We start from the raw sequence: 20,211 nt of genomic DNA, 5'->3' as shown, positions 1-20,211 counted from the left end.
AAGGTGGAGCGCGGCCGGATGTGACCTGCCTGTGACAGCCGCCGTGGATAGGGTGACAGCATGGAACCACTACTGAAAGTTTTGCGGCATTGGGGCGCCCCCGCGGCGGCCGTTCTCTTCTTCACGCTGTGGTGCGTGGCCGAGGCCGGGCGGATGGGCCCGGGCCTCCACGCCTGGGAGGGGACGTGGCCGCTGATCCTCATGACGGCAGCGATTGCCTGCGCCGCCTGGAAGCCCTACGCGTCGCTCGGATTCACGGCAGGGCTGCTCGCGGGCCAACTGGGGTACGCCATTCCCGCGATGCACGCCAACCACTGGGCCATCTACCTCGGGGCGTTCGTGTCCCTGGCCTTCATCCAATGGACGGCCCGGCGAAGGACACGCTTCATCGCCGCGGCCGCCAACGTGGTGTTCGCCGGCGCCATGGCCTTCCTGATGCTGTCCTGGCGCTACGGCAACGGCGTCGGCTGGTTCCTTCCGCTGTACATGGGCGACCGGTGGACCTTTCAAGCCTACGGCTGGCAACTCTTTTCGCTGCTCCTGGTGATCGCGGCAGCCTGCGCCGCCGTCGGACTTCTGCTGGCGATGTACCAGGAACGCGGCAGCCTGTTCCAGGCCAGGACCATCGCCCAGACCAGCCTCAGGGAAGCCGAAGTGGACCTGATCGTGGAGCAGGAACGGACCCGGATCGGCCGGGACCTGCACGACGTCCTGGCCCACTCACTCGCCGTGATCGCGGCGCAGGCGGATGGCACCCGCTACCTGAGCAAGGACCAGCCGAGGGCAGTGCTAAACGCCCTGGAGAACATCGCGACGTCGGCCCGGAGCGCCCTGGTGGACGCGCAGCGCGTCATCGAGGGGGTGCACGACGACGGCATGGTCACGCCCCAGCCCCGGCTCAGCGACGTCGGGCCCCTCGTGGCGCGCATGCAGGGCAGCCTCGAGATCGAACAAAGCGAGTCCGGCACGCCCGCCGAGCTCTCCGCCGGGCAGCAGCTCGCCGTATTCCGGATCATCCAGGAATGCCTGACCAACGCCCTGAAACACGGCGGCCGCGGCACCGCGGTGCGGCTGCACCTGGACTGGAGCGGCCCGGGGCTGACCCTGCATGCGGCGTCAGGGATTCCGGAGACCGCAGGCAGGGACAGTCCGGACCCCGCCGCCGAAACGCGGGTGGGCCGCGGCCTCGCCGGGATGCGGGAACGCGCCCACCTCGCAGGAGGCTGGATGACGTCCGGCCCGGATGGCGAGCAGTACCGGGTGACCGTCTTTATCCCCTACGGCACAAGGACGGCCGACGCCGACGCTGCCGCCGCCAGCGCGGAGCCGGACCTGGTTCCCGTGGGAAGCCCTGCAGCGCGCCCGGGAATGCCGCTGGCCGAAGCCGGCGACCGTGGCTGATGCCGGGGCGGCCATTACCGTGGCGATCGTCGATGACCAGGCCCTGTTCCGGGCGGGAATCCGGATGCTGGTGGAGAGCCAACCCGACATGGCGATGGCCTGGGATGCCGGCGACGGCGCGCAGGCGGCGGCATTCGCCGTCGAACGGTGCCCCGACGTGATGCTCATGGACCTGCGCATGCCGGTCCTTGACGGCGTCGGCGCCACACGGCGGATCGTGCGGCAGGCGGAGGCCGCAGGCACCGGCGCGCCGAAGATCATCGCCCTGACGACGTTCAACCGGGACCAGGCGGTGGTTGACGCCGTGCACGCCGGGGCCAGCGGCTACCTGCTCAAGAGCGCCGAACCGGAGTTCCTGCTCGCCGCGATCCGGACGGTGTACTCCGGGTACTCCGTGATTGCGCCGGGATCAGTGCAGGATTTGTTCCAGCATGCCGCCCGGACCGTGCCGGCCGGAGGACCGGACCTGTCCGCGCTGGAGGTGCTGTCTGCCCGGGAACGGGACGTCTTCCTGCTCGCGGCCAAGGGGCTGGCCAACGGTGAGATCGCCGGAAGCCTGTTCGTATCCGAGGCGACGGTCAAGACACACCTCAGGAGCGTGCTGGGCAAGCTGGGCCTCGGGACCCGGCTCCAGCTGGTGKCCTTCGCCTATGAACGCCGGCTGCTGGGCTGAAACCCGCGGCTGGGCTGAAACCCGCGGCTGGGCTGAAACGCTGCTGGGCTGAAACCCGCTGCTGGGCCGAAACCCGGCTGGGCCCCCGGCTGAGACTCGCCGAGGGCCGCTGGCGCGGCGACTTGCGCCGCCGGATTCCTCACCGCCGCAGCGTCAGAAGCTCACCGTCTGGGTCAGGTATCCGTAGTACTGCCCCGAGATCGGGTGGATGGGATCGCCGCCGAAGCCGTAGTCGTGGTGCCGCTTCGAGTACGACTTTGTCAGGTCCAGGTACTGCTCCATGACGTGCTCGGCTGAACCCGTGCAGGCCTTCTGGCTGATGCAGAGGGCCACGGACCCTGCCACGGCCGGGCTGGCGAAGCTGGTGCCGTTGCTTACGTTGTAGCCGCCGGGCCAGGTGGAGAGCATGCACACGCCGGGGCCGGCGACCGTGTGGGCCTTGTCGTCACTCGTGGTGGCGAAGTTGGAGAAGAACGCCGGCTGGTCATCCTTTTGCCCGTACTTCGAAAAGTCGTCGGGGCCGCAGATCGGGGCGGCATCCCCGCCGGACTTTCCGTCGAAATCGCCCATCGCGGTGGCGGTCAGTACTTGGTCGTACGTGGCCGGCACGGTGTTGGCGAAGTCCTCACCGGCGTTGCCGGCCGCGACGGCATAGGTGACACCGGCCCGGACCGAGCGGCAGATGGCGTAGTGCATTGGGTCCGTGCCCTTGCCGCAGTTGGGTGTGTCCGCGGCGCCGCCGGCGATGCTGATGTTGGCCACGGCGATGTCGTTGCTGTCGTCATGGTCCTTGCGCGTCGAGGTCACCCAGTCAATCGCGCAGATCAGGCTTTCCTCGGAGATCAGGCCGGCGTCGTCAACCACCCGGACAGACCAGAGCGGAGTGCCCGGGGCGGTCCCGATGACGCCCAGGCGGTTGTTCCGGGCGCCGATTACGCCCGCGACGAATGTTCCGTGCCCCAGGACGTCAACGGGGGTCACATCGACGGGGGAACCGGACTGGCAGTCAACGCCGCCCTTGACGTTCAGGTCCGGGTGGGTCGCATCGATGCCGCTGTCGATCACGGCGACGTTGACGTTGATCCGGCTTGGCCCCCGGTCGAGGGCCTTCCGGACGTCTGAGCTGGTTCCGGCGATCCGCTTGCGCCACAACGGCGTCTCCTGGGTGGCCGCGGTTCCAAGATCCCGCGGTTGCTGGAAGGTCCGGCCCGCCGTGACGAAGTCGACATTGGGGTCGGCCTGGACGCGTTGCGCCTGGGCCGCCGTCAGGTTGGCAGAGTAACCGTTCACAGCGTTGCGGTAGACCTTCGATGCCGTGAATCCGTAGGCGCTTTGCTGGGCGGCTGCCGCCGCTCCGGCGTCCACGACCCCGTCCTTGAGCACCACGATGTAGTTTTGTGCCGGATTGACGGCGTTCGAAGGGGCTGCCGCCACCAGGCCGCCGCCAGCCGCCAAGGCAAAGGCCGCCAGTGAGGCCAGCCCGCGCCCGAACCAAAATGTGTCCGGTCTGGGAAGGGAGCTGCGCCGGTGTCTGCGCGGGGTCCGCGCCACCGATGTTAGCTTCGGTTTTGATGCCTTGCGGCTGGCTTGGCTGAACATCGTGGCCTCCCATTAAGCGAGTTCGCTAATTCGAGTGCCCCCCGCCCATATCTTAAGCCTCCGACCGCGTCTTACACCCGGGCCCTTTGGAAAAACTTGAGCCGGCCCCGGCGGCCGGCTCAGACGAGGCTGTCTTCCTTTGCGCGTGCGGAGGCGCTTTCCGGTGCCCGGCCGGCCGCGTGGGCCGACGCCGCCGCGTGGGCCGATGTCGCGGCGTGGGCCGCACCGGTGTGGTGGCCGAACGGGTTGAACCGGCTGAAACCCAGTTCGGCAAAGGCATACGCGGTCTCGGCGTGCTCGGACCGGTCGACTCCGGCGAGTTCGTCCTCGCGGCTGACCCGGAAACCCATCGTCTTGTGGATGGCGAGTCCGATCACCGCGGTCCCGAGGCCCGACACGGCCACCGTGATGAGGACGGCTACGGCCTGCGCGATGACCTGGTGGAGCCCGCCGCCGTAGAACAGCCCGCCGCCGGCACCGTCCACCGGGAGCGCAATGAAACCGAGGGCGAGCGTGCCGATCAGGCCGCCGCCGAGGTGGACGCCGACGACGTCGAGCGAGTCATCGAAGCCAAACTTGAATTTCAGGTCCACGAACACGGCGCAGGCCGCACCGGCCACGAACCCAAGGCCCAGCGCGGCGAGCGGGCTGATGTTGGCGCACGACGGCGTGATCGCCACCAGGCCGGCGACGGCGCCGGACGCCGCGCCCAAGGAGGTGTGGTGGCCGTGGCGGACCTTCTCGGTCACCAGCCAGCTGATCATGGCTGCGGCAGGGGCGGCCAGGGTGTTCACCCAGATCAGGCCGGCCTGCTCCACGGTGGTGGCGGCGCCGGCGTTGAAACCGAACCAGCCGAACCACAGGATGCCCGCGCCGAGCATGATGAAGGGGATGTTGTGGGGGCGGTGGCCGGGGTCCTTGCCGAAGCCGTGCCGGTTGCCCAGGATCAGGACCAGGACCAGCGCCGCGGTTCCGGACGCGATTTCCACTACGGTGCCGCCGGCGAAATCGATGACCTGGCCGAAGACGGCACTTACGGCGCCGCCGGCACTCATGAGGCCTCCGCCCCAGACCATGAAGGCCAGGGGGCAGTACACGAGGGTGATCCAGATGGGGACGAAGAGGGCCCAGGAGGTGAACTTCGCGCGGTCCGCGATGGCGCCGCTGATGAGGGCCACGGTGAGGATGGCAAAAGTGGCGCTGTAGCCGGCCTTGATCAGGTCCGGCGAACCAATGAGGCCGCTCAGGCCGAAGCTCGCGAACGGGTTGCCGGACACGCCGAGGACACCCTGTCCGGTGCTCATCGAGTAGCCCCAGAGGACCCACACCACGCCGACGATCCCCACCGAGACGAAGCTCATCATCATCATGTTGAGCGAGGCCTTTGCCCGGGTCATCCCGCCGTAAAACAGRCCCAGGGCCGGGGTCATCAGCAGAACCATCGCTGCCGACACAATCATCCAGACGCTTCCAGCAGTGAGCTCCACCGGCGGGTCCCTTCTCGTCAGTCTTCCGTACCGGGACACGTCGCCGCCGGCCCCCCGATCCGGATTTAATCCTCGCGGAGCCATGTTTCCGGCAGTGAGGTGAAAAGTTGCGGGCACGTTACGGGAATCGCGACGGCGTGAAGTTCGCGTGACCGGCATGTTTCAGGAATGTAAACAGGACCGCATGTGGCCGCCGGACGCAGGACGCGCCGCGGGCCACCGGCGCGACGAATTTCCGGTTACGACATGTGGCCGGAGTGGACGCTGTTGCCGTTGCGGGGGGCCGTTGCGTTGGTTATCCGGTAGCGGACCAGCATTCCGGCGCTGATGTGATCGTTGACGTGGCAGTGGAACAGCCACGTGCCGGGGTCGTCAGGGACCATGTCGGCCGTCACCATGGTCGCCGGGAGCAAGCTCACTACATCGGTGCGCATTCCCAGGGCCGTCACGGTGTTGCCGTGCCAGTGAGGGGTGTGCAGGTCCACCTCAGTGCCCATGCCCATAAGGTACCAGCGGACCCGTTCGCCCTTTTTCATGGTCATGGCGTCCAGTGGCAGGTTGCCGAAGACGTAGCCATTGACGGAGTGCATCAAGTTGCTCTCCCCGAACTCTTCATTGCCCGGGTCCACCGAAGCCGGGTCCCCGGCGAACCTGGTGATGTTGCGTTGCAGGTATGGGCTGGCGTTCTCGTCGCTGACCTTGAACTGCACGAAAAATTCGCGGTCCACATCCTCCGGGGTGCCGTCCGTGCGCGCGGCGCTGGCCTTCGTTATGACCATGGGACCAACCAGGCCGGCGTAGTCATCGCCAACTTCATCCGTGTGCGAGTGGTACATCCACATTACGGAACTGCCGTCCATCGGGCCGGGGCCGGCACGGTCCGGAACTTTGTAGCTATAGGTGTAAACGGTCCCCGGGGCGACAGCGTCGTCCCGGTGATCTGCCGGGCTGGTCCCGTCGTTGTACGGGGCACCTTCACTGCCCTTGTCATAGAAGACGCCGTGGGTATGCACGGAGACGGGGCGGTCCAGGTTGTTTTTGAAGACCACCTTGATCGTGTCTCCGACGACGGCGCGGATGACCGGCCCCAGCATGCCTAGATGCCGATCGGCAGCGGTCCGGGGCTTGAGCGTCCTGAATGAGGAATTGGTGTACTCCCGGTACAGGGACTTGATGTAGGTGCTGCCGATGCGTTGCGGTCCCTGCTGAGTGAAGACGGCGGCGGTTTCGTCGAACGGTTCACCCGTGATCTGGTCACTGCCGGTCGGCGCGTAGTTCCAGTCGACCTCATCCGCGCCGATGAAGTACGTGCGCGTCTGCGGCACGTAGTTCCCCTTGGCCGGGGCCGTCGCCGTGGCTGATCCGGAGATGATGATAATTGGGGCCAAGACCGCGACCATCCCCACAACCATGATGAGTACGATCCATCGCGGCCAGTAGAACGGTGCCATCCGGGCTTGCTGAGGCGTCATGGCGTGTTCGCCCATGATGCTGTCCCCTTTCAAATCCGGCCTACCGGATGACACGGCCTGACGGAACGGTAACAGGGGGATCTTTGACCAACCTTGGGTCTGCTTTCCAGAACCTGTGATTTAGAACGCCGGCCTGTCGAGCGGAATCTCAAGGCAGCGGGCGGAGGCGTTCCAGTAGCCCAGCGTGCCCAACTGACCGCTCAGCCGCTGCATCCGGGCGGCAATGCCGGGTGCCGATCCGCGGGCCAGGCGCGCCTGGAATCCGGCGATGATGGTCGGATGCAGCCGAAGCGTTCGGGGTGCGCCGGCGTCGGTGTCGAGCATGAACACGAAAGACTGGTCATTGCGCTCGACCGGGTCCACAGCGTAGTCGTCAATGAAGTCCCCGGCGCTGAAGATGATGGGACGGTTCCGGTGGATGCCGACGCCGCGAAATATGTGCGGCGAGTGGCCGAACACGACGTCGGCCCCGGCCTCGATGAGGTCCCGGGCAAGGTCCTGGTGCCCGGCCGGGACGTCGTAGCCCCAGTTGCCGCCCCAATGGGCTGACACGATGAGGACCTGGACGCGGGCCTTGGTCCTGGCGACCAGTTCCAAGAGTCCGTCCCGCCGGCCGTCCCGCCGGCCGCCCTCATCAACGGAAACATCCTCCACCGGGACGTAGTAGACCCCGGGAGCCGCGGTGCCCGCCTCCCAGCCGGGCTCGTTGTCCGTGAAGGCAATGAATCCGACGGCGACGGCGCCCACGCGCCACGCGGCCGGGCGGCGGGCGGACTCCAGGTCGGGGCCGGCCCCGGCATGGAGGATGCCGCAGCCGTCCAGCGCCGGCAGCATCTCCCCGAACGCGTCCTGGCCGAAATCCAGGACGTGGTTGTTGGCGAGCGAGACGACGTCGATCCCGGCCGCGAGGAGGCTGGCCACGTTCTTCGGGTCCGAGCGGAAGTGGAAGATCTTTCCGGGTTCGGGCTCGCCGCCGGCTGCCAGGACACACTCGAGGTTGGCGACGCGGACATCGGCCTGCTCCAGGACCGCCAGCGTGTCGCCCCACGGATAGGCGGGCCGGGCCGCTGCCAGGTGCCGGTTCACCAGCCGGCCCAGCATGACGTCTCCCAGCAGCGCGATCAGCATGGACTGCCTGCCTGCCTGCCTGTCTGTCAGGTCAGGGCCGGGGGCTAGCTTTGGTAGCCTTCGACCTCGCTGACCGGCCGCACTTCCGCCTCGTCAGGATTCTCGCCATAGTCTTTTTTCGCGCGCCGCTGGCGGAGCAGGTCCCAGCACTGATCCAGCTGTTCTTCCACCTGCTGCAGCCGGAGGATGTCCGGGCTTCCGGTCCCGCCAGACTGGGTTGAGCCTTCGCGGAGGCCGTGTTCCTCCTCCACGAGGTCCTTGATGCGCTCCAGGATGTCTTGGTTGTCCACGGTGTCCTCTTTTCGTCCGACGGCGGCGGGCCGCCTTCTCTTCGCAGGGTCCACTTCCAGCAGGTCCCCTTCCAGCCTACGGAGGGGAGGGTGCGGTGAACAGGGGCGCCCGGGCCCTGCGCCGGACGGCGCTGTCCGGCGTCTGCGGCCTAGCCAAGGAGTTCGTCCGGGTAGCACCAGCGCCAGTCCTCGCCCGGCTCGGCGCTGCGCATGACGGGGTGGCCGCTGAGCTGGAAGTGTTTGTACGCGTGGGTTCCCGGCGAGGAATCGCAGCAGGCCACGTTACCGCACTGCAGGCACATCCGCAGATGCACCGTCGTCGTCCCCTCCCGTTCGCACGCCTCACAGAAGGGACCAGACGGGACGGTGAGATCCGGGGCGGACTCCAGGTGCGGACAAACGCCGCGGGGCCGGGCGATTCCCTCGCCGCCGCTGCCGCCGTCCGGTTCTTCCAGTGCGGCGTCCAGCATGGACTCTTCGACGTCGAGGCGGTCAAGGACGTTGACCAGGACCTCGTGCGCGTATCCGCCGCCGCGCCGCAGCTCGAGGACCTTGGTGCGCTCGGCGTCCAGCATCGCCAGCCGGAGTTGGGCGTACCGCTGGCTGGGGGTGGCGGCTTCGGCGGACGGCCGGCCCAGCCGCTCCCATGCGGCCAGCCCGCGCTCCTGGGTGCGCCGTTTCAGCATCGCCACGACTTCGGGGGGATCGGCGTCCGAACGCAGTTCCTGGAGCCGCTGCACGCCCGCCGCCGTCGCCATCTGCATCAGCGAGGCCTCGTTGAGCGCGTCCTCGCGCGGGTCCGGTCCCTTCACGTGCAGCAGCCTGACCAGGGCTGGGAGCGTGAAACCCTGCAGGGTCAGCGTGCCGGCCACCACCACGAGGGCCATCAGGATCAGGACCGACCGGTGCTCCAGCTCCGCCGGCAGGATCAGGACGGCGGCCAGGGTCACCACGCCGCGCATGCCGGCCCAGGAGACGATCGCCGCAAACTGCCAGGGCGGCGCGGGATCTTTGCGCCGGACCGCGGGAATGAGCCGCGGCAGGTATGTTGCGGGGAAGACCCAGACCGGGCGCAGGACCAGCACGGCCAGCAGCACGGCGGCACAGCCGAACCAGATCCGTTCCGGCCCCAGCGAGTCATCCCGGACGCCCTCGATGATGGTCCGGACCTGCAGCCCGATCAGGAGGAAAACGGAGTTCTCCAGCAGGAACTGGACCGTGTGCCAATTGCTGCGCTGGCTCAGCCGGGCCGCCCCGTTTGGCATGGACGGCGCCTTGGTCCCCATGATCAGGCCGGTGACGACGACGGCCAGGACGCCGGAGGCGTGGATCGCTTCCGCCGGGAGGTAGGCCACAAGCGGGGCGATCAGGGACGTGGAAGTGTTGATGGCCACGTTGCGGATCCGTTTGCGGAGCGCGGTGAGCACGAAGGCCGCGGCAACGCCCACCGCCACGCCCCCGCCGGCCGCCAGGACGAAGCCGCCGGCAATCTCCGCGGCGGAGACAGCTCCGGCGATCGCGGCGATGGCAGCACGCAGGCAGACCAGCGCCGTGGCGTCGTTGACCAGCGATTCGCCCTCCAGGATGGTGACAACCCTGCGGGGCATGCCCACCTTTCGCGCAATCGCCGTCGCAGCCACGGCGTCCGGGGGCGCGACGACGGCGCCCAGGGCCATGGCGGCCGCCAGCGGGATCTCGGGAAACAGCCAGGCGACCACCAGCCCGATGCTGACGGTGCCGAAAATGACGTAGCCGACCGACAACAGGCCGATGGAGCGGCGGTTGGAACGGAAATCGAACAGCGAGGTCTGCAGCGCCGCCGCATAGAGCAACGGCGGCAACAGCCCGACCAGAACGATTTCGGGGTTCAGCTCGATGGTCGGAACGAACGGCAGGAACGAGCACACCACGCCGGCCAGCACCAGCAGCAGGGGGACGGAGATGTTGATCCTTTGGCCCAGTGCGCTGCAGGCACAGACGATGGCGACGAGGGCCAGCAGCCCGAAAGCGACTTCCATGGGCCCATTCTCTCAGCTTCCCGTCCTGTGCCGGCGGGGTCCCTGCAATGCATCATCAGCTTGCTTACGACTTGGCGGCTTTCTAGAGTTAGGTCTGCAAACCAAGTGGGACACTGCGCTGGCGCCGGCACTGAACGAATTTTGCCCGGCCCGCGCCCGGCACGAGGAGGACACATGTCAGAGCACAATCTTTCCGGCAAGAAAGTCGCGTTCCTGCTGACGGACGGTGTGGAGCAAGTGGAGCTGACCAGCCCGTGGGATGCCGTCAAGGAAGCTGGCGGCGTGCCAACCCTGGTCTCGCCGAAGAGCGGAGAGCTGCAGGGCTATGACGGCACCGAAAAGGGGCAGCGGTTCGCCGTCGACCTCGCCGTGGGGCGGGCCGACGCCGCCGATTTCCACGCCCTGGTCATCCCCGGCGGCGTGGTCAACGCCGATCACCTCAGAGTCGACAAGGAGGCCCAGGCGTTCACGCGTGCCTTCTTCGAGCAGCACAAGCCCGTCGCCGCCATCTGCCACGGCCCGTGGCTGCTCATCGACGCCGGCGTGGTCAGCGGCAGGAACCTGACCTCCTACCACACGCTGCAGACGGACCTGAAGAATGCCGGCGCGATCTGGACTGACGAGGAGGTCGTGGTGGACCAAGGCCTGGTGACCAGCCGCAGCCCGCGTGACCTTCCGGCCTTCAACGCCAAACTCCTTGAGGAAATCGCCGAAGGCGAGCACGCAGGCCAGACGCCGTAGCCGCAATCCCGCCGCATCGTCCGACGGCGGCACCGGCCGCCGCCGGACGCTCTCGGCCGGCCGTTCACCTGCTTAGTCCCGGGCTGCCCGGTTCCGCGGCCGGACACCTACCCACGCTGTTGGTTTTGCGGCAGGATATGCCCTGTACCGTGCACCGTCGTCGTTGYCGCCCGGCCGGCGCCCCCAACAGCAAGGAGTTTCGGACATGACTACGCTCAATCCCTACCTCGGCTTCCGCGACAACGCGAAAGACGCCATGACCTTCTACCAGTCGGTGTTCGGCGGGGAACTGACCATGAGTACCTTCGCCGAATACCACGCCAGCGAAGACCCGGCGGAGCAGGAGAAAATCATGCATGCCCAGCTCAGGACGGACGCCGGCATGGTGCTGATGGGCGCGGACACGCCCAACAGCATGGACTACACCGCGGGCAACAACTTTTCCGTGTCCCTGAGCGGATCCAACGAAGCTGAGCTCCGCGGCTACTTCGACAAGCTGGCCGATGGCGGCACAGTCGCCATGCCGCTGGAGAAGGCACCCTGGGGCGACGTCTTCGGCATGTGCAAGGACAGGTTTGGCGTGGACTGGCTGGTGAACGTCGGCTCCGAGCCCGCCTAAATCGGGCCCTCGGCCGCGCCGGCAGTAAGGGCTATCCTGAATGCAGCCAGGACAGTGCAAGCGCGAGTCCATCCCCTGGCCAAGGGAGCCATGCAATGACCGAGAAGCTGCACCTCAGCCCGGAAGATGACTTCCCGGACGATCTCAGCAAGTTGCCGGACAAGGATCTTCAGGTCCTCGACAGCCAAGTCGAGCGCCAACTGGACTATGAGTACGTGGTGGAGGGCGAGCCGAATCCGGAGACGGAGTTCCGGCACTATGACCTCGATGAGGAGTTCGAGGAGCGGGACAAGCGGGACAACTGATCCGCCGGATCATCCTGAAGGGCCGGCTGCCCCGCACGGCGTCAGGGTTCTAGCCAGCAGGCTTACTAGACTGGGCTGACCACCCGGCGACGAAACGAGCCCTTCATGACCCCGGCAGTTGCCACGCGGTCCCTCCTGTACCCGTGCTCCCCGCCGCGGTCGTTCACAGCATGACCGGTCCGGTCCGCCTGGAGATTTCAGCCGCGGGCCACGCCGGCCACGTCTTCGCCTCGCGCGAAATGGCCGGCGGGTCCGCGCCCGCCGTCGTGCTCATCCACGGAATCGGCGCGTCACACCGCTACCTGCGCCGGCTGCACCGGCTCCTGGCCGGGTCGATGGAGACCTACTCCATCGACCTGCCGGGATTCGGCGCCACACCCAAGCCCGCGTACCAGCTGTCCATTGCCGACCACGCCCGTTACATCCTCGGCGCCATGGAACAGCTGGGCGTTGCGGAAATAGTGCTGGTGGGGCACTCAATGGGAACACAGATGGCCCTGGAGGCGGCCCTTCAGCAGCCGGAACAGATCTCGAATGTGGTGCTGATGGGTCCCGTGGTGGACCCCAGGCACGGATCCGTGGCACAGATGGCCCTGGCGCTGGGCCGTGACTGCCTGTTCTACGAGAGCCCCTCCTCGAACGCCTTGGTTTTCACCGACTACCTGCGTTGCGGTCCCTCCTGGTACTTGAAGACCCTGCAGGTCATGAAGGAGTACCCCATGGAACAGAAGATCGCCGGCGTCAGCGCACCGGTCCTCGTGGTGCGCGGCGCCAACGACCCCATCGCGGATGCAGACTGGTGCCGCCGGCTGGCCGGGCTCGCCAGCCGCGGGCGGCTGCTGGAAGTGCAGGGAACCGGTCACGTCGTCCAGCACAACCGGGCACTCGAAGTGCGGGACGGCATTCTGGCGTTCACGGGCCTTGGCGCGGCGGCGGGCGAGCCGCTGCCCGGAAGCCCGGCCTGACCGCACTGGCTGCCCGGGGCCGGGGTTAGACGTCGAAGTGGGTCCGGGTGGGGCCCTGCCCGAGTGACTCAACCACGCCGGCCGCGACGGCGTGGAGCTTGATGTTCCGGGCGCTCGAGGCCGACTTCAGGAGCTCGAACGCCTCGTCCTGGCTGCAGCGGTTCTGCGCCATGATGATGCCGACGGCGACGTCGATCACGGTCCGCGTCTCCAGGGTGGCCTTGAGGTTGGCGGCTGTATCGCTGCTGTGCGCGAACCGGACGGCGAGGCGCAGGGCCATGGAGGTCTGGTGGACGAAGTCACGGGCCAGCTCCGTGGCGCGGTGATCGAACCGGCCCGGCCGGTGCGAATAGAGGTTCAGGGCGGCCCGGGTCTCGCCTTCCAGCAGGAACGGCAGCGCCAGGATCGACCGGAAGCCGTGCCCCCGTACCGCCGCGGCGTACTCCGGCCAACGGCCATCGAGTTCAAGGTCCTCAACGTGGACGGTTACCTGTTCCCGGGAAGCCGTCATGCAAGGGCCGTCACCGAAGGTGTACTGGATTTCGTCCATGGCCTGCGCGGCGGGGCTGCTGCTCGCGACGGTGGCCGCCTTCTTTTCCCGAAGGAGCGTGATGCCGCACAGGATCTCGTCCCCTGGCTCGGACAGGCTGCGCGCGGATACGCGGGCCAGCTCCCAGAGGAAATCCTCGACGTCGGAGCTGCTGAGCACCAGTTCATGCAGCTGCTGGTTTATTGAATTTGCGGTTGACTCGCTGACCACTTATCTGTTGTGCCGTTTCACTCAGGTCAAGACGACCCGGCTGTGCTTCCCACCGCGGCAAGGGGCGGATACGGCAGCGGCCGGATCGAAGAACAATCCAACGGCTCGCTGCAAAACCGTACCGGGAGAGTATATACATCCGGGAAACGCAGGTTCCACACGGGCTCCGGACCCGACGGCTCCTGAACCGTTCGTCCCGGGCATAAGCTGTGCCTTAGGCGAAATGTCGCGAACGGATTCCGTATGCCAGAGCTGGATGTCAAGGACTCACCCTCCGCCCCGCTGGCGATCGCCCGCGCCGCGGGCCGGCCCGTTGCCGCCGTGTTGGACGAGCTGGGCTCGGGCGGGAACGGACTGACGGGTGCCGAAGCGGGCAGGCGCCTGACGGAAATAGGGCCGAATGCGGTGCGGACCCACATGGCCAGCGGGTGGTCGGTGCTGGGCCGGCAGCTGGCGAGCCCCATCCTGCTCCTCCTGCTCATCACCGCCGGGCTTTCACTGTTTCTCGGGGACGCCACGAACGCGATCGTCATCGGCGTGATCCTGTTGGTCAGCGTCGGGCTGGGGTTCAGCAACGAATACCGGGCCGAACGCGCTGCGGAGGCCTTGCATTCCCGCGTCACGCACCGCGCCGTCGTCGTCCGCGACGGAAGTCCGGGCGAAATCGACGTCACCGCGCTGGTGCCCGGCGACGTCGTCCACCTGGGGATCGGCGCGATCATTCCGGCGGACATGCGGGTGCTGACGGCCAAGGATCTCCTGTGTGATGAAAGCATCCTGACCGGGGAATCGCTGCCGGTCGCCAAGGATCCTGCGCCCGTGCCGCAGGATGCCCCGCTGGCGGACCTGACCAGCTGCGTCTTCATGGGGACCGTGCTCCAGTCCGGCAGCTGCACGGCGGTGGTGGTCGCCACCGGAGGCCGGGCGGAATTCGGCCGGATTGCACTGGGCCTGGGCGAACGGCAGCCGCAGACCGAGTTCCAGCTGGGCCTCAAACGGTTCTCCTTCCTGCTGCTGCAGGTGGCCATCGGACTGAGCTCGCTCATCTTCGTCGCAAACCTGCTGCTGCACCGGCCCGTGATCGAATCCCTGCTGTTCTCCCTGGCGATCGCGGTCGGCATCACTCCGCAGCTGCTGCCCGCGGTGGTCAGCACCAGCCTGGCCACGGGCACCCGGCAACTGGCCCGGCGCAAGGTCCTGGTGAAACGCCTGGTCTGCATCGAGGACCTGGGCGACATGGACATCCTGGTCACGGACAAGACCGGGACGCTGACCGAGGGCCGGATCAGCTTCACCGCCGCGTTGCCCGTCGGCGCGGGCATCGGGCCCGCTGAGCTGCTCACGCTCGGACTGCTGGCGACAGAGGCCGAATACGCCGAGGCGAGGCTCTCTACGGTTGGCCTGAACCCCTTGGATGCCGCACTCTGGGAATCACCCGACGCGGCGGGCTTCCGGCCGGAGCGCTACGAACGGCTGGACGTCATAGACTTCGACCACCAGCGCCGCCGGACCAGCGTGCTGGTGCGCGAAGCGAACGGACCTGCCCGCATCATCACAAAAGGCTCGCCGGAAGATGTCCTGGCGCTCTGCGTGGGCACGCCGGCGGACGTGCAGGCGATGCTGGACAAGCAGTTCGACGCCGGATCCCGGGTGGTGGCTGTCGGAACGCGACCCGCGGGCGGCATGGAGGACCTGACGCCGCCCGACGAGAAGGATCTGGTCCTTGCCGGTTTCCTCATCTTCCTGGACCGGCCCAAAGCCAATGCACGGGCCTCCCTTGACCAGCTCGAGGCGCTCGGCATTACGGTCAAGATCGCCACCGGCGACAACGCCAGGGTCGCCGAAAAGGTCTGTGACGAACTCGGCGTGCTCTCCGGCGGGACGCTCAGCGGCGCTGCCGTGGAGGCCATGTCCGATCCGGAGCTGGCTGCCGCCGCACGGGAGGCGAGCATCTTCGCCCGCGTGTCGCCGGAACAGAAGGCTCGGATCATCCGGCTGCTGCGGCTAAGCGGCGGCGCCGTCGGGTTCATGGGCGACGGCGTCAACGACGCCCTTGCACTGCATGCCGCGGACATCGGCATCTCGGTCGACAGCGCCACCGACGTCGCCAAGGACGCCGCCGACGTCGTGCTGCTCGACAAAGACCTGGGGGTGTTGGCCGAGGGCGTCATGGAAGGCCGGCGGATCTTCGCCAACACCATCAAGTACGTTCTCATGGGCACGTCCAGCAACTTCGGCAACATGTTCAGCGCGGCCACGGCCTCCGTGGTGTTGAGTTTCCTGCCGATGCTGCCGGGCCAGATTCTGCTCAACAACCTGCTCTACGATGCCGGCCAGCTGGCCATTCCGGGCGACCGGGTGGACAAGGAACAGCTGGTGGCCCCATCGCACTGGGACATCGGCTTCATCCGGCGTTTCATGTTCCTGTTTGGCCCCATCAGCTCCATCTTCGACTTCGCGACCTTCGCCCTCATGCTTTTCGTCTTCGACGCGGTTCCGGGCGAATTCCGGGCCGGCTGGTTCATCGAGTCCATCGTGACGCAGACCCTGATCATCTTCGTCATCAGGACCCGGCGCGTGCCCTTCTTCCGGAGCAGGCCGTCGCTGGGCCTGGTCGGGGCCTCCCTGGGCGTGGTGGCCCTCGGGGTGTACCTGCCGTTCTCGCCCCTGGCCGGCGTGCTGGGCTTCGATCCGCTGCCTGTGCCGTTCTTCCTCGCCTTGCTCGGGATGGCAGTGGTGTACCTGGTGCTGGTGGAAATGGCGAAAGTCTGGTTCTACTCCCGGGCCGCCCAGCAGCCTGTCTCACGCGGGCCGGCGGCGCTCCGGCACCGCGGCCAGACCCACCGCATTGCCCGCCGGGCCGCCCGCTTCAGCATCCCGGCGGCCAGGCCGCTGCTCGTCCACCGTGGGCCGGGCTGGCGCCGTCGACGCAAACTCGGGCACAAAGGCCCTCACAGGGTTTCGGGCGCGGGCGGATAGTTGGAGGCAGCGGCCACCTGGTCCTGTTCGGGTTAGGGGAACCCGTAGGAGCGCACCAGTTTCAGCAGCACACGACTGATGGCCGATGGCCCACGCTTCGACTTGAAAGCCATAGCCCATGAGCATCTTTGAAGACAGGGTCGACGCCGGCAGGCAGCTCGGCAGGCGTCTGGCGGAATTGCGTGGCCAGGACATTGTGGTCCTGGGCCTGCCGCGCGGCGGCGTGCCCGTGGCCTTCGAAGTCGCCGCCGCCCTGGATGCTCCCCTGGACGTGATTGTGGTGCGGAAACTTGGGCTTCCCTACCAGCCCGAGCTCGCCATGGGGGCAATCGGTGAAGGCGGCGCCAAAGTCCTGGACGAGGAGGTCCTGGCCCATGCGCGGGTCAGCGGTGAGGAACTCCAGGCTGTTGAAGAACGCGAACGCGGCGTGCTGGAAAACCGGGTGGTCCTGTTCCGGAAGGGCCGGACCCGGCACGACCTGACCGGACGCATCGCGGTGATCGTCGACGACGGGATCGCCACCGGCTCCACCGCCCGCGTGGCCTGCCGGGTCGCCCGCAAACAGGGTGCGGCCCGCGTGATCCTGGCCGTTCCGGTTGCCCCCGCCGAGACCCTCGCCGACCTGACGGAACCGGACGAGGTGGTCTGCCTGGCGACGCCGCGCCAGTTCACCGCCGTCGGATACCACTACCGGGACTTCTCGCCGACTGACGACGACGAGGTGCTGCGCCTGCTCGATCTTGCGGCCAAACGCGTCGAGGCCGCACCGCCGCCTTTCTGGACCTCGACGGCGACCCGCGCCGACAACGCCGCCGACGTCGACGAGGAAGTGGAGATCCCGTCCCGCGGGGTGCGGCTCCAGGCCCAGCTGCACCTTCCGGTGCCGGCCAGCGCCGTGGTGCTGTTCGCCCATGGCAGCGGCAGCAGCCGCCACAGCCCCCGGAACCGGTACGTGGCCGGCGTCCTGCAGCAGGCCGGTCTCGGCACGCTGCTGCTGGACCTGCTGACGCCGGCGGAGGAGCGCCACCGCGCCAACGTCTTTGACATCGAACTCCTGGCCCGCAGGCTGTCCTCGGCCACGGACTGGCTTTCCACCCGGGCGGACACGGCCTCCTGCGCTCTGGGGTACTTCGGTGCGAGCACGGGAGCCGGGGCTGCGCTGTGGGCGGCGTCGGAGCCGTCGGCGCGGATCGCGGCTGTCGTGTCCCGCGGCGGCCGCCCCGACCTCGCCGGCCCGCGGTTGTCCGCCGTCAAGGCGCCCACGCTCCTGATTGTGGGGAGCCTGGACCACGAGGTCCTGGAACTGAACCGCCGGGCGAAGGCGATGATGCGCAGTCCCAGCCAGCTCGCCGTCGTGCAGGGGGCAACGCACTTGTTTGAAGAACCGGGCACGCTCGCGGCGGCGGCCATCCTGGCGCGGGACTGGTTTATCGACTACCTGCTGCCGCCGAACGGTGCCGGCGCGCGGGCCGCGGGCGTCTGAGGGGCCGCGGGTGTCTGAGGGGACCAGAACCGGGGAAGGCCGGGACCACGAAGTCCGCGGACCCTAGCTCCGGCGGCCCTCTGCCCTGGACCGGATCCCCAGGAGCATCCGCCGTTCCATCAGGAACTGCACCGGTTCCAGCAGTGCACGCAGGGCCAGACCCTCCGCCAGGGGCGAAAAGTCGTAGCGGGTGCGGGACAGCAGCCTGGTGGCCTGGGGCCCGGCAGGGCGCAACACGAACGTCCAGCCGACGTCCAGCCGGCGCCCGGTGGGACGGACCCCTGCCGGCGACATCCTCCCCGTGCGCAGATCGATGGTTCCGCCCAGCCCCAGCGCCGCCCCGGACTGGATGAGCCGGACCGGAAGGCCGCCGTCGGGGGACAGCGGAACGACGTCGCCAACTTTCAGGCGCTGCAGCTCCGGGAGAATCCGGTCCGCACTCCGGATGCCCAGACCCGCGCCGCGTTCGAGCCAGTCGTAGGAGTAGAAGCCGCCCCGCCCGGCGCCCATCTGGACAAGCCACGGCCAGACCTCTGCCACGGGGGCCGCAATAGTGATCGCGCGGGTGCTTTGCATGCGCGGGGCGGGCACGATCTCGTCCCCGGCGAGCGGGCCGGCGGCCTCCTGGGTGGTGGCCCCCCAGCGCAGGAGCCGCGGCCGGACAGCCAGGACGTAGGCTGCGCCCGCCGATGCCGCGGCCAGCGCCGCGAGCGGTCCGCGCAACCGGCCGGGGACGTGCTGACCGCTCACGCGAGGGACCTCATGCGCTGGTCCGGCCCCTGGGGTCGTCCGATTCCGGCCCGACCACCACCACCGGGCAGTGGGAGTGGGCCGCGACGGCCGCGCTCACCGAGCCCATGACCTGATGGAGGAAGCCGCCCTTGCCGCGCCGGCCCACCACGAGCATTTCGGCGTGCTGGCTTTCCTCGACGAGGACCTTGGCGGGCGCCCCGAACTTGACCGAGCGGTTAAGTCCTTCCGGACGCGATTCGCCGAAGGCCCGCTCCAGTGCCTGGTCCACGAGGCGTTCGGCCGTCTCCTCCAGCTCATCGAGGGTGGGCGTTCTGTCCTCGGGCAGGTGGGAGGCCAGGAAGAAATCAGAAGTTCCCAGGCAGGTGATGACTTCCAACGGGATGTTCAAAGCGGTGGACATGCGCCCGGCGAGGCGGAGCGCCGTCGTCGAAAACTCCGAACCGTCCACACCCACGACAATGCGCTGATCACCGTTCATGGTCCCCAGCCTTGCCCCTGCCCCCGGGACTGCCTAGGGCCGAAAGTCACGCGGGGCTGGGCACCGCGGCCGCCTCCGCTTAGGGTGGAACGGTGATTGCCGGCACCGGAGCAGGTGCCGGCCCATTGGCCGGACCATGACGTCCAGCCGAGCCTGCCACCCGAGGAGTTCCTGATGAAAGTTGCTGTTACCGGAGGAAGCGGAAAGCTGGGCCGAAACGTCGTGCGGCGGCTCAGCGATGACGGGCACGAGGTGACCAACCTGGACCGCACCGGTGTGCGCGGCCGCGGCTTCACGGAGGTGGACCTGCGCAACTACGGCCAGGTGGTGGACGTGTTCCTCGGCCTGGAGGACCGCCATGCCGGCTTTGACGCCGTGGTGCACCTGGCCGCGATTCCTGCCCCGGGCCATGCCCCTGATGCCGCCACCTTCGAGAACAACATGCAGTCCACCTACAACGTGTTCCAGGCTGCCCGCCGGGCCGGGATCAAGAAAATCGTCTACGCGTCCAGTGAGACGGTGCTGGGGCTGCCTTTCGACGTCGACCCTCCCTACATCCCGGTCGATGAGGACTACCCCGCCCGGCCGGAAAGCACGTACTCCCTGGTCAAACACCTTGAGGAGCAGATGGCCATCCAGCTGACCCGCTGGGACCCGGACCTGAGCATCACCGGCCTGCGGTTCTCCAATGTGATGGACCCGGAGGACTATGAGGAATTCCCCTCCTTCGACCACGACGCGCGGGCGCGCAAGTGGAATCTCTGGGGCTACATTGACGGCCGGGACGGCGCCCAGGCCGTGGCCCGAGCCCTGGAGCACGGCAAGCCCGGGTTCGAGGCGTTCATCATCGCCAACGAGGACACGGTGATGAGCCGCTCCAGCGCAAGCCTGGCCGCCGAGGTGTTCCCGAACGTCAAAGTGGTCAAGGACCTGGCCGAGCACGAGACCATGCTCTCGATCGACAAGGCCAAGCGGCTGCTGGGCTACGCGCCGGAGCACACCTGGCGGAACTACCACCCGCTGCGCACCACCCCCACGGAAGACTGACCCCAACTTGAGG

General features: G+C 67.9%; 18 protein-coding genes. 9 read left to right on the top strand and 9 right to left on the bottom strand.

Annotation, left to right across the window (positions count from 1 at the left end):
• Positions 1-60 precede the first annotated feature (60 nt).
• Both AC1D1W_RS02590 and AC1D1W_RS02585 read left to right on the top strand, forming a co-directional pair.
• The gene (locus AC1D1W_RS02590; RefSeq protein WP_476942845.1) at positions 61-1,401 is read left to right on the top strand and encodes a sensor histidine kinase; all 1,341 of its coding nucleotides are present in this window, start codon (positions 61-63) and stop codon (positions 1,399-1,401) included.
• Positions 1,394-2,074: a response regulator gene (locus AC1D1W_RS02585; RefSeq protein WP_476942844.1), complete on the top strand. Its 681-nt coding sequence runs from the start codon at positions 1,394-1,396 to the stop codon at positions 2,072-2,074. Before AC1D1W_RS02590 ends, AC1D1W_RS02585 begins: the two co-directional genes overlap by 8 nt.
• A gap of 153 nt (positions 2,075-2,227) precedes the next feature.
• Here AC1D1W_RS02585 and AC1D1W_RS02580 read toward each other — a convergent pair whose 3' ends face one another.
• The 6 genes from AC1D1W_RS02580 to AC1D1W_RS02555 form a co-directional block, all read right to left on the bottom strand.
• Positions 2,228-3,508, bottom strand: coding sequence for a S8 family peptidase (locus AC1D1W_RS02580; RefSeq protein WP_476942843.1), 1,281 nt, complete (start codon positions 3,506-3,508; stop codon positions 2,228-2,230).
• Between the two features lie 284 nt (positions 3,509-3,792).
• A complete protein-coding gene (locus AC1D1W_RS02575; protein WP_476942842.1) occupies positions 3,793-5,160 on the bottom strand; it encodes an ammonium transporter in 1,368 nt (455 codons plus the stop codon).
• A 239-nt stretch (positions 5,161-5,399) separates the two neighbouring features.
• On the bottom strand, positions 5,400-6,647 hold the full coding sequence (locus AC1D1W_RS02570; protein ID WP_476942841.1) for a multicopper oxidase domain-containing protein: 1,248 nt from the start codon (positions 6,645-6,647) through the stop codon (positions 5,400-5,402).
• A 105-nt stretch (positions 6,648-6,752) separates the two neighbouring features.
• A complete protein-coding gene (locus tag AC1D1W_RS02565) occupies positions 6,753-7,760 on the bottom strand; it encodes a CapA family protein (protein WP_476942840.1) in 1,008 nt (335 codons plus the stop codon).
• A 44-nt stretch (positions 7,761-7,804) separates the two neighbouring features.
• A complete protein-coding gene (locus AC1D1W_RS02560; RefSeq protein ID WP_028276110.1) occupies positions 7,805-8,050 on the bottom strand; it encodes a DUF2630 family protein in 246 nt (81 codons plus the stop codon).
• 149 nt (positions 8,051-8,199) lie between these two features.
• Positions 8,200-10,068, bottom strand: coding sequence for a Na+/H+ antiporter (locus AC1D1W_RS02555; protein WP_476942839.1), 1,869 nt, complete (start codon positions 10,066-10,068; stop codon positions 8,200-8,202).
• A 174-nt stretch (positions 10,069-10,242) separates the two neighbouring features.
• On the opposite strand from AC1D1W_RS02555, the gene AC1D1W_RS02550 reads away from it, so the two are divergent.
• The 4 genes from AC1D1W_RS02550 (at position 10,243) to AC1D1W_RS02535 (ending at position 12,698) form a co-directional block, all read left to right on the top strand.
• On the top strand, positions 10,243-10,809 hold the full coding sequence (locus AC1D1W_RS02550) for a type 1 glutamine amidotransferase domain-containing protein (RefSeq protein WP_243181698.1): 567 nt from the start codon (positions 10,243-10,245) through the stop codon (positions 10,807-10,809).
• A gap of 205 nt (positions 10,810-11,014) precedes the next feature.
• Positions 11,015-11,428 (top strand): VOC family protein, encoded by a 414-nt coding sequence (locus AC1D1W_RS02545; protein WP_028276112.1) that lies wholly within the window; start codon positions 11,015-11,017, stop codon positions 11,426-11,428.
• Between the two features lie 95 nt (positions 11,429-11,523).
• On the top strand, positions 11,524-11,733 hold the full coding sequence (locus AC1D1W_RS02540; protein ID WP_243181699.1) for a hypothetical protein: 210 nt from the start codon (positions 11,524-11,526) through the stop codon (positions 11,731-11,733).
• 170 nt (positions 11,734-11,903) lie between these two features.
• On the top strand, positions 11,904-12,698 hold the full coding sequence (locus tag AC1D1W_RS02535) for an alpha/beta fold hydrolase (RefSeq protein ID WP_243181700.1): 795 nt from the start codon (positions 11,904-11,906) through the stop codon (positions 12,696-12,698).
• 25 nt (positions 12,699-12,723) lie between these two features.
• Here the strand turns inward: AC1D1W_RS02535 and AC1D1W_RS02530 are convergent, their stop codons facing one another.
• Positions 12,724-13,458 (bottom strand): GAF and ANTAR domain-containing protein, encoded by a 735-nt coding sequence (locus AC1D1W_RS02530; protein ID WP_028276114.1) that lies wholly within the window; start codon positions 13,456-13,458, stop codon positions 12,724-12,726.
• Positions 13,459-13,701: 243 nt separating this feature from the next.
• Between AC1D1W_RS02530 and mgtA the strand changes: the two genes are divergently transcribed.
• Positions 13,702-16,437 (top strand): magnesium-translocating P-type ATPase, encoded by a 2,736-nt coding sequence (mgtA, locus tag AC1D1W_RS02525; protein WP_243181701.1) that lies wholly within the window; start codon positions 13,702-13,704, stop codon positions 16,435-16,437.
• A gap of 118 nt (positions 16,438-16,555) precedes the next feature.
• A complete protein-coding gene (locus AC1D1W_RS02520) occupies positions 16,556-17,920 on the top strand; it encodes a phosphoribosyltransferase family protein (RefSeq protein ID WP_476942838.1) in 1,365 nt (454 codons plus the stop codon).
• 63 nt (positions 17,921-17,983) lie between these two features.
• On the opposite strand, the gene AC1D1W_RS02515 is transcribed toward AC1D1W_RS02520, so the two are convergent.
• Together AC1D1W_RS02515 and AC1D1W_RS02510 are read right to left on the bottom strand one after the other, a co-directional pair.
• Entirely contained in the window at positions 17,984-18,670 is a 687-nt protein-coding gene (locus tag AC1D1W_RS02515; protein ID WP_253906714.1) for an SRPBCC family protein, read from the bottom strand.
• 10 nt (positions 18,671-18,680) lie between these two features.
• The gene (locus AC1D1W_RS02510) at positions 18,681-19,151 is read right to left on the bottom strand and encodes a universal stress protein (protein ID WP_230012441.1); all 471 of its coding nucleotides are present in this window, start codon (positions 19,149-19,151) and stop codon (positions 18,681-18,683) included.
• A 174-nt stretch (positions 19,152-19,325) separates the two neighbouring features.
• Here AC1D1W_RS02510 and AC1D1W_RS02505 point away from each other — a divergent pair, with 174 nt between their 5' ends.
• A complete protein-coding gene (locus AC1D1W_RS02505; protein WP_476942837.1) occupies positions 19,326-20,198 on the top strand; it encodes an NAD-dependent epimerase/dehydratase family protein in 873 nt (290 codons plus the stop codon).
• Positions 20,199-20,211 lie beyond the last annotated feature (13 nt).

It is taken from the genome of Arthrobacter sp. P1_B4, assembly GCF_056406555.1.
Note: the sequence above shows the minus strand (reverse complement) of the source record. Positions and strands in the feature narration are given on the sequence as shown.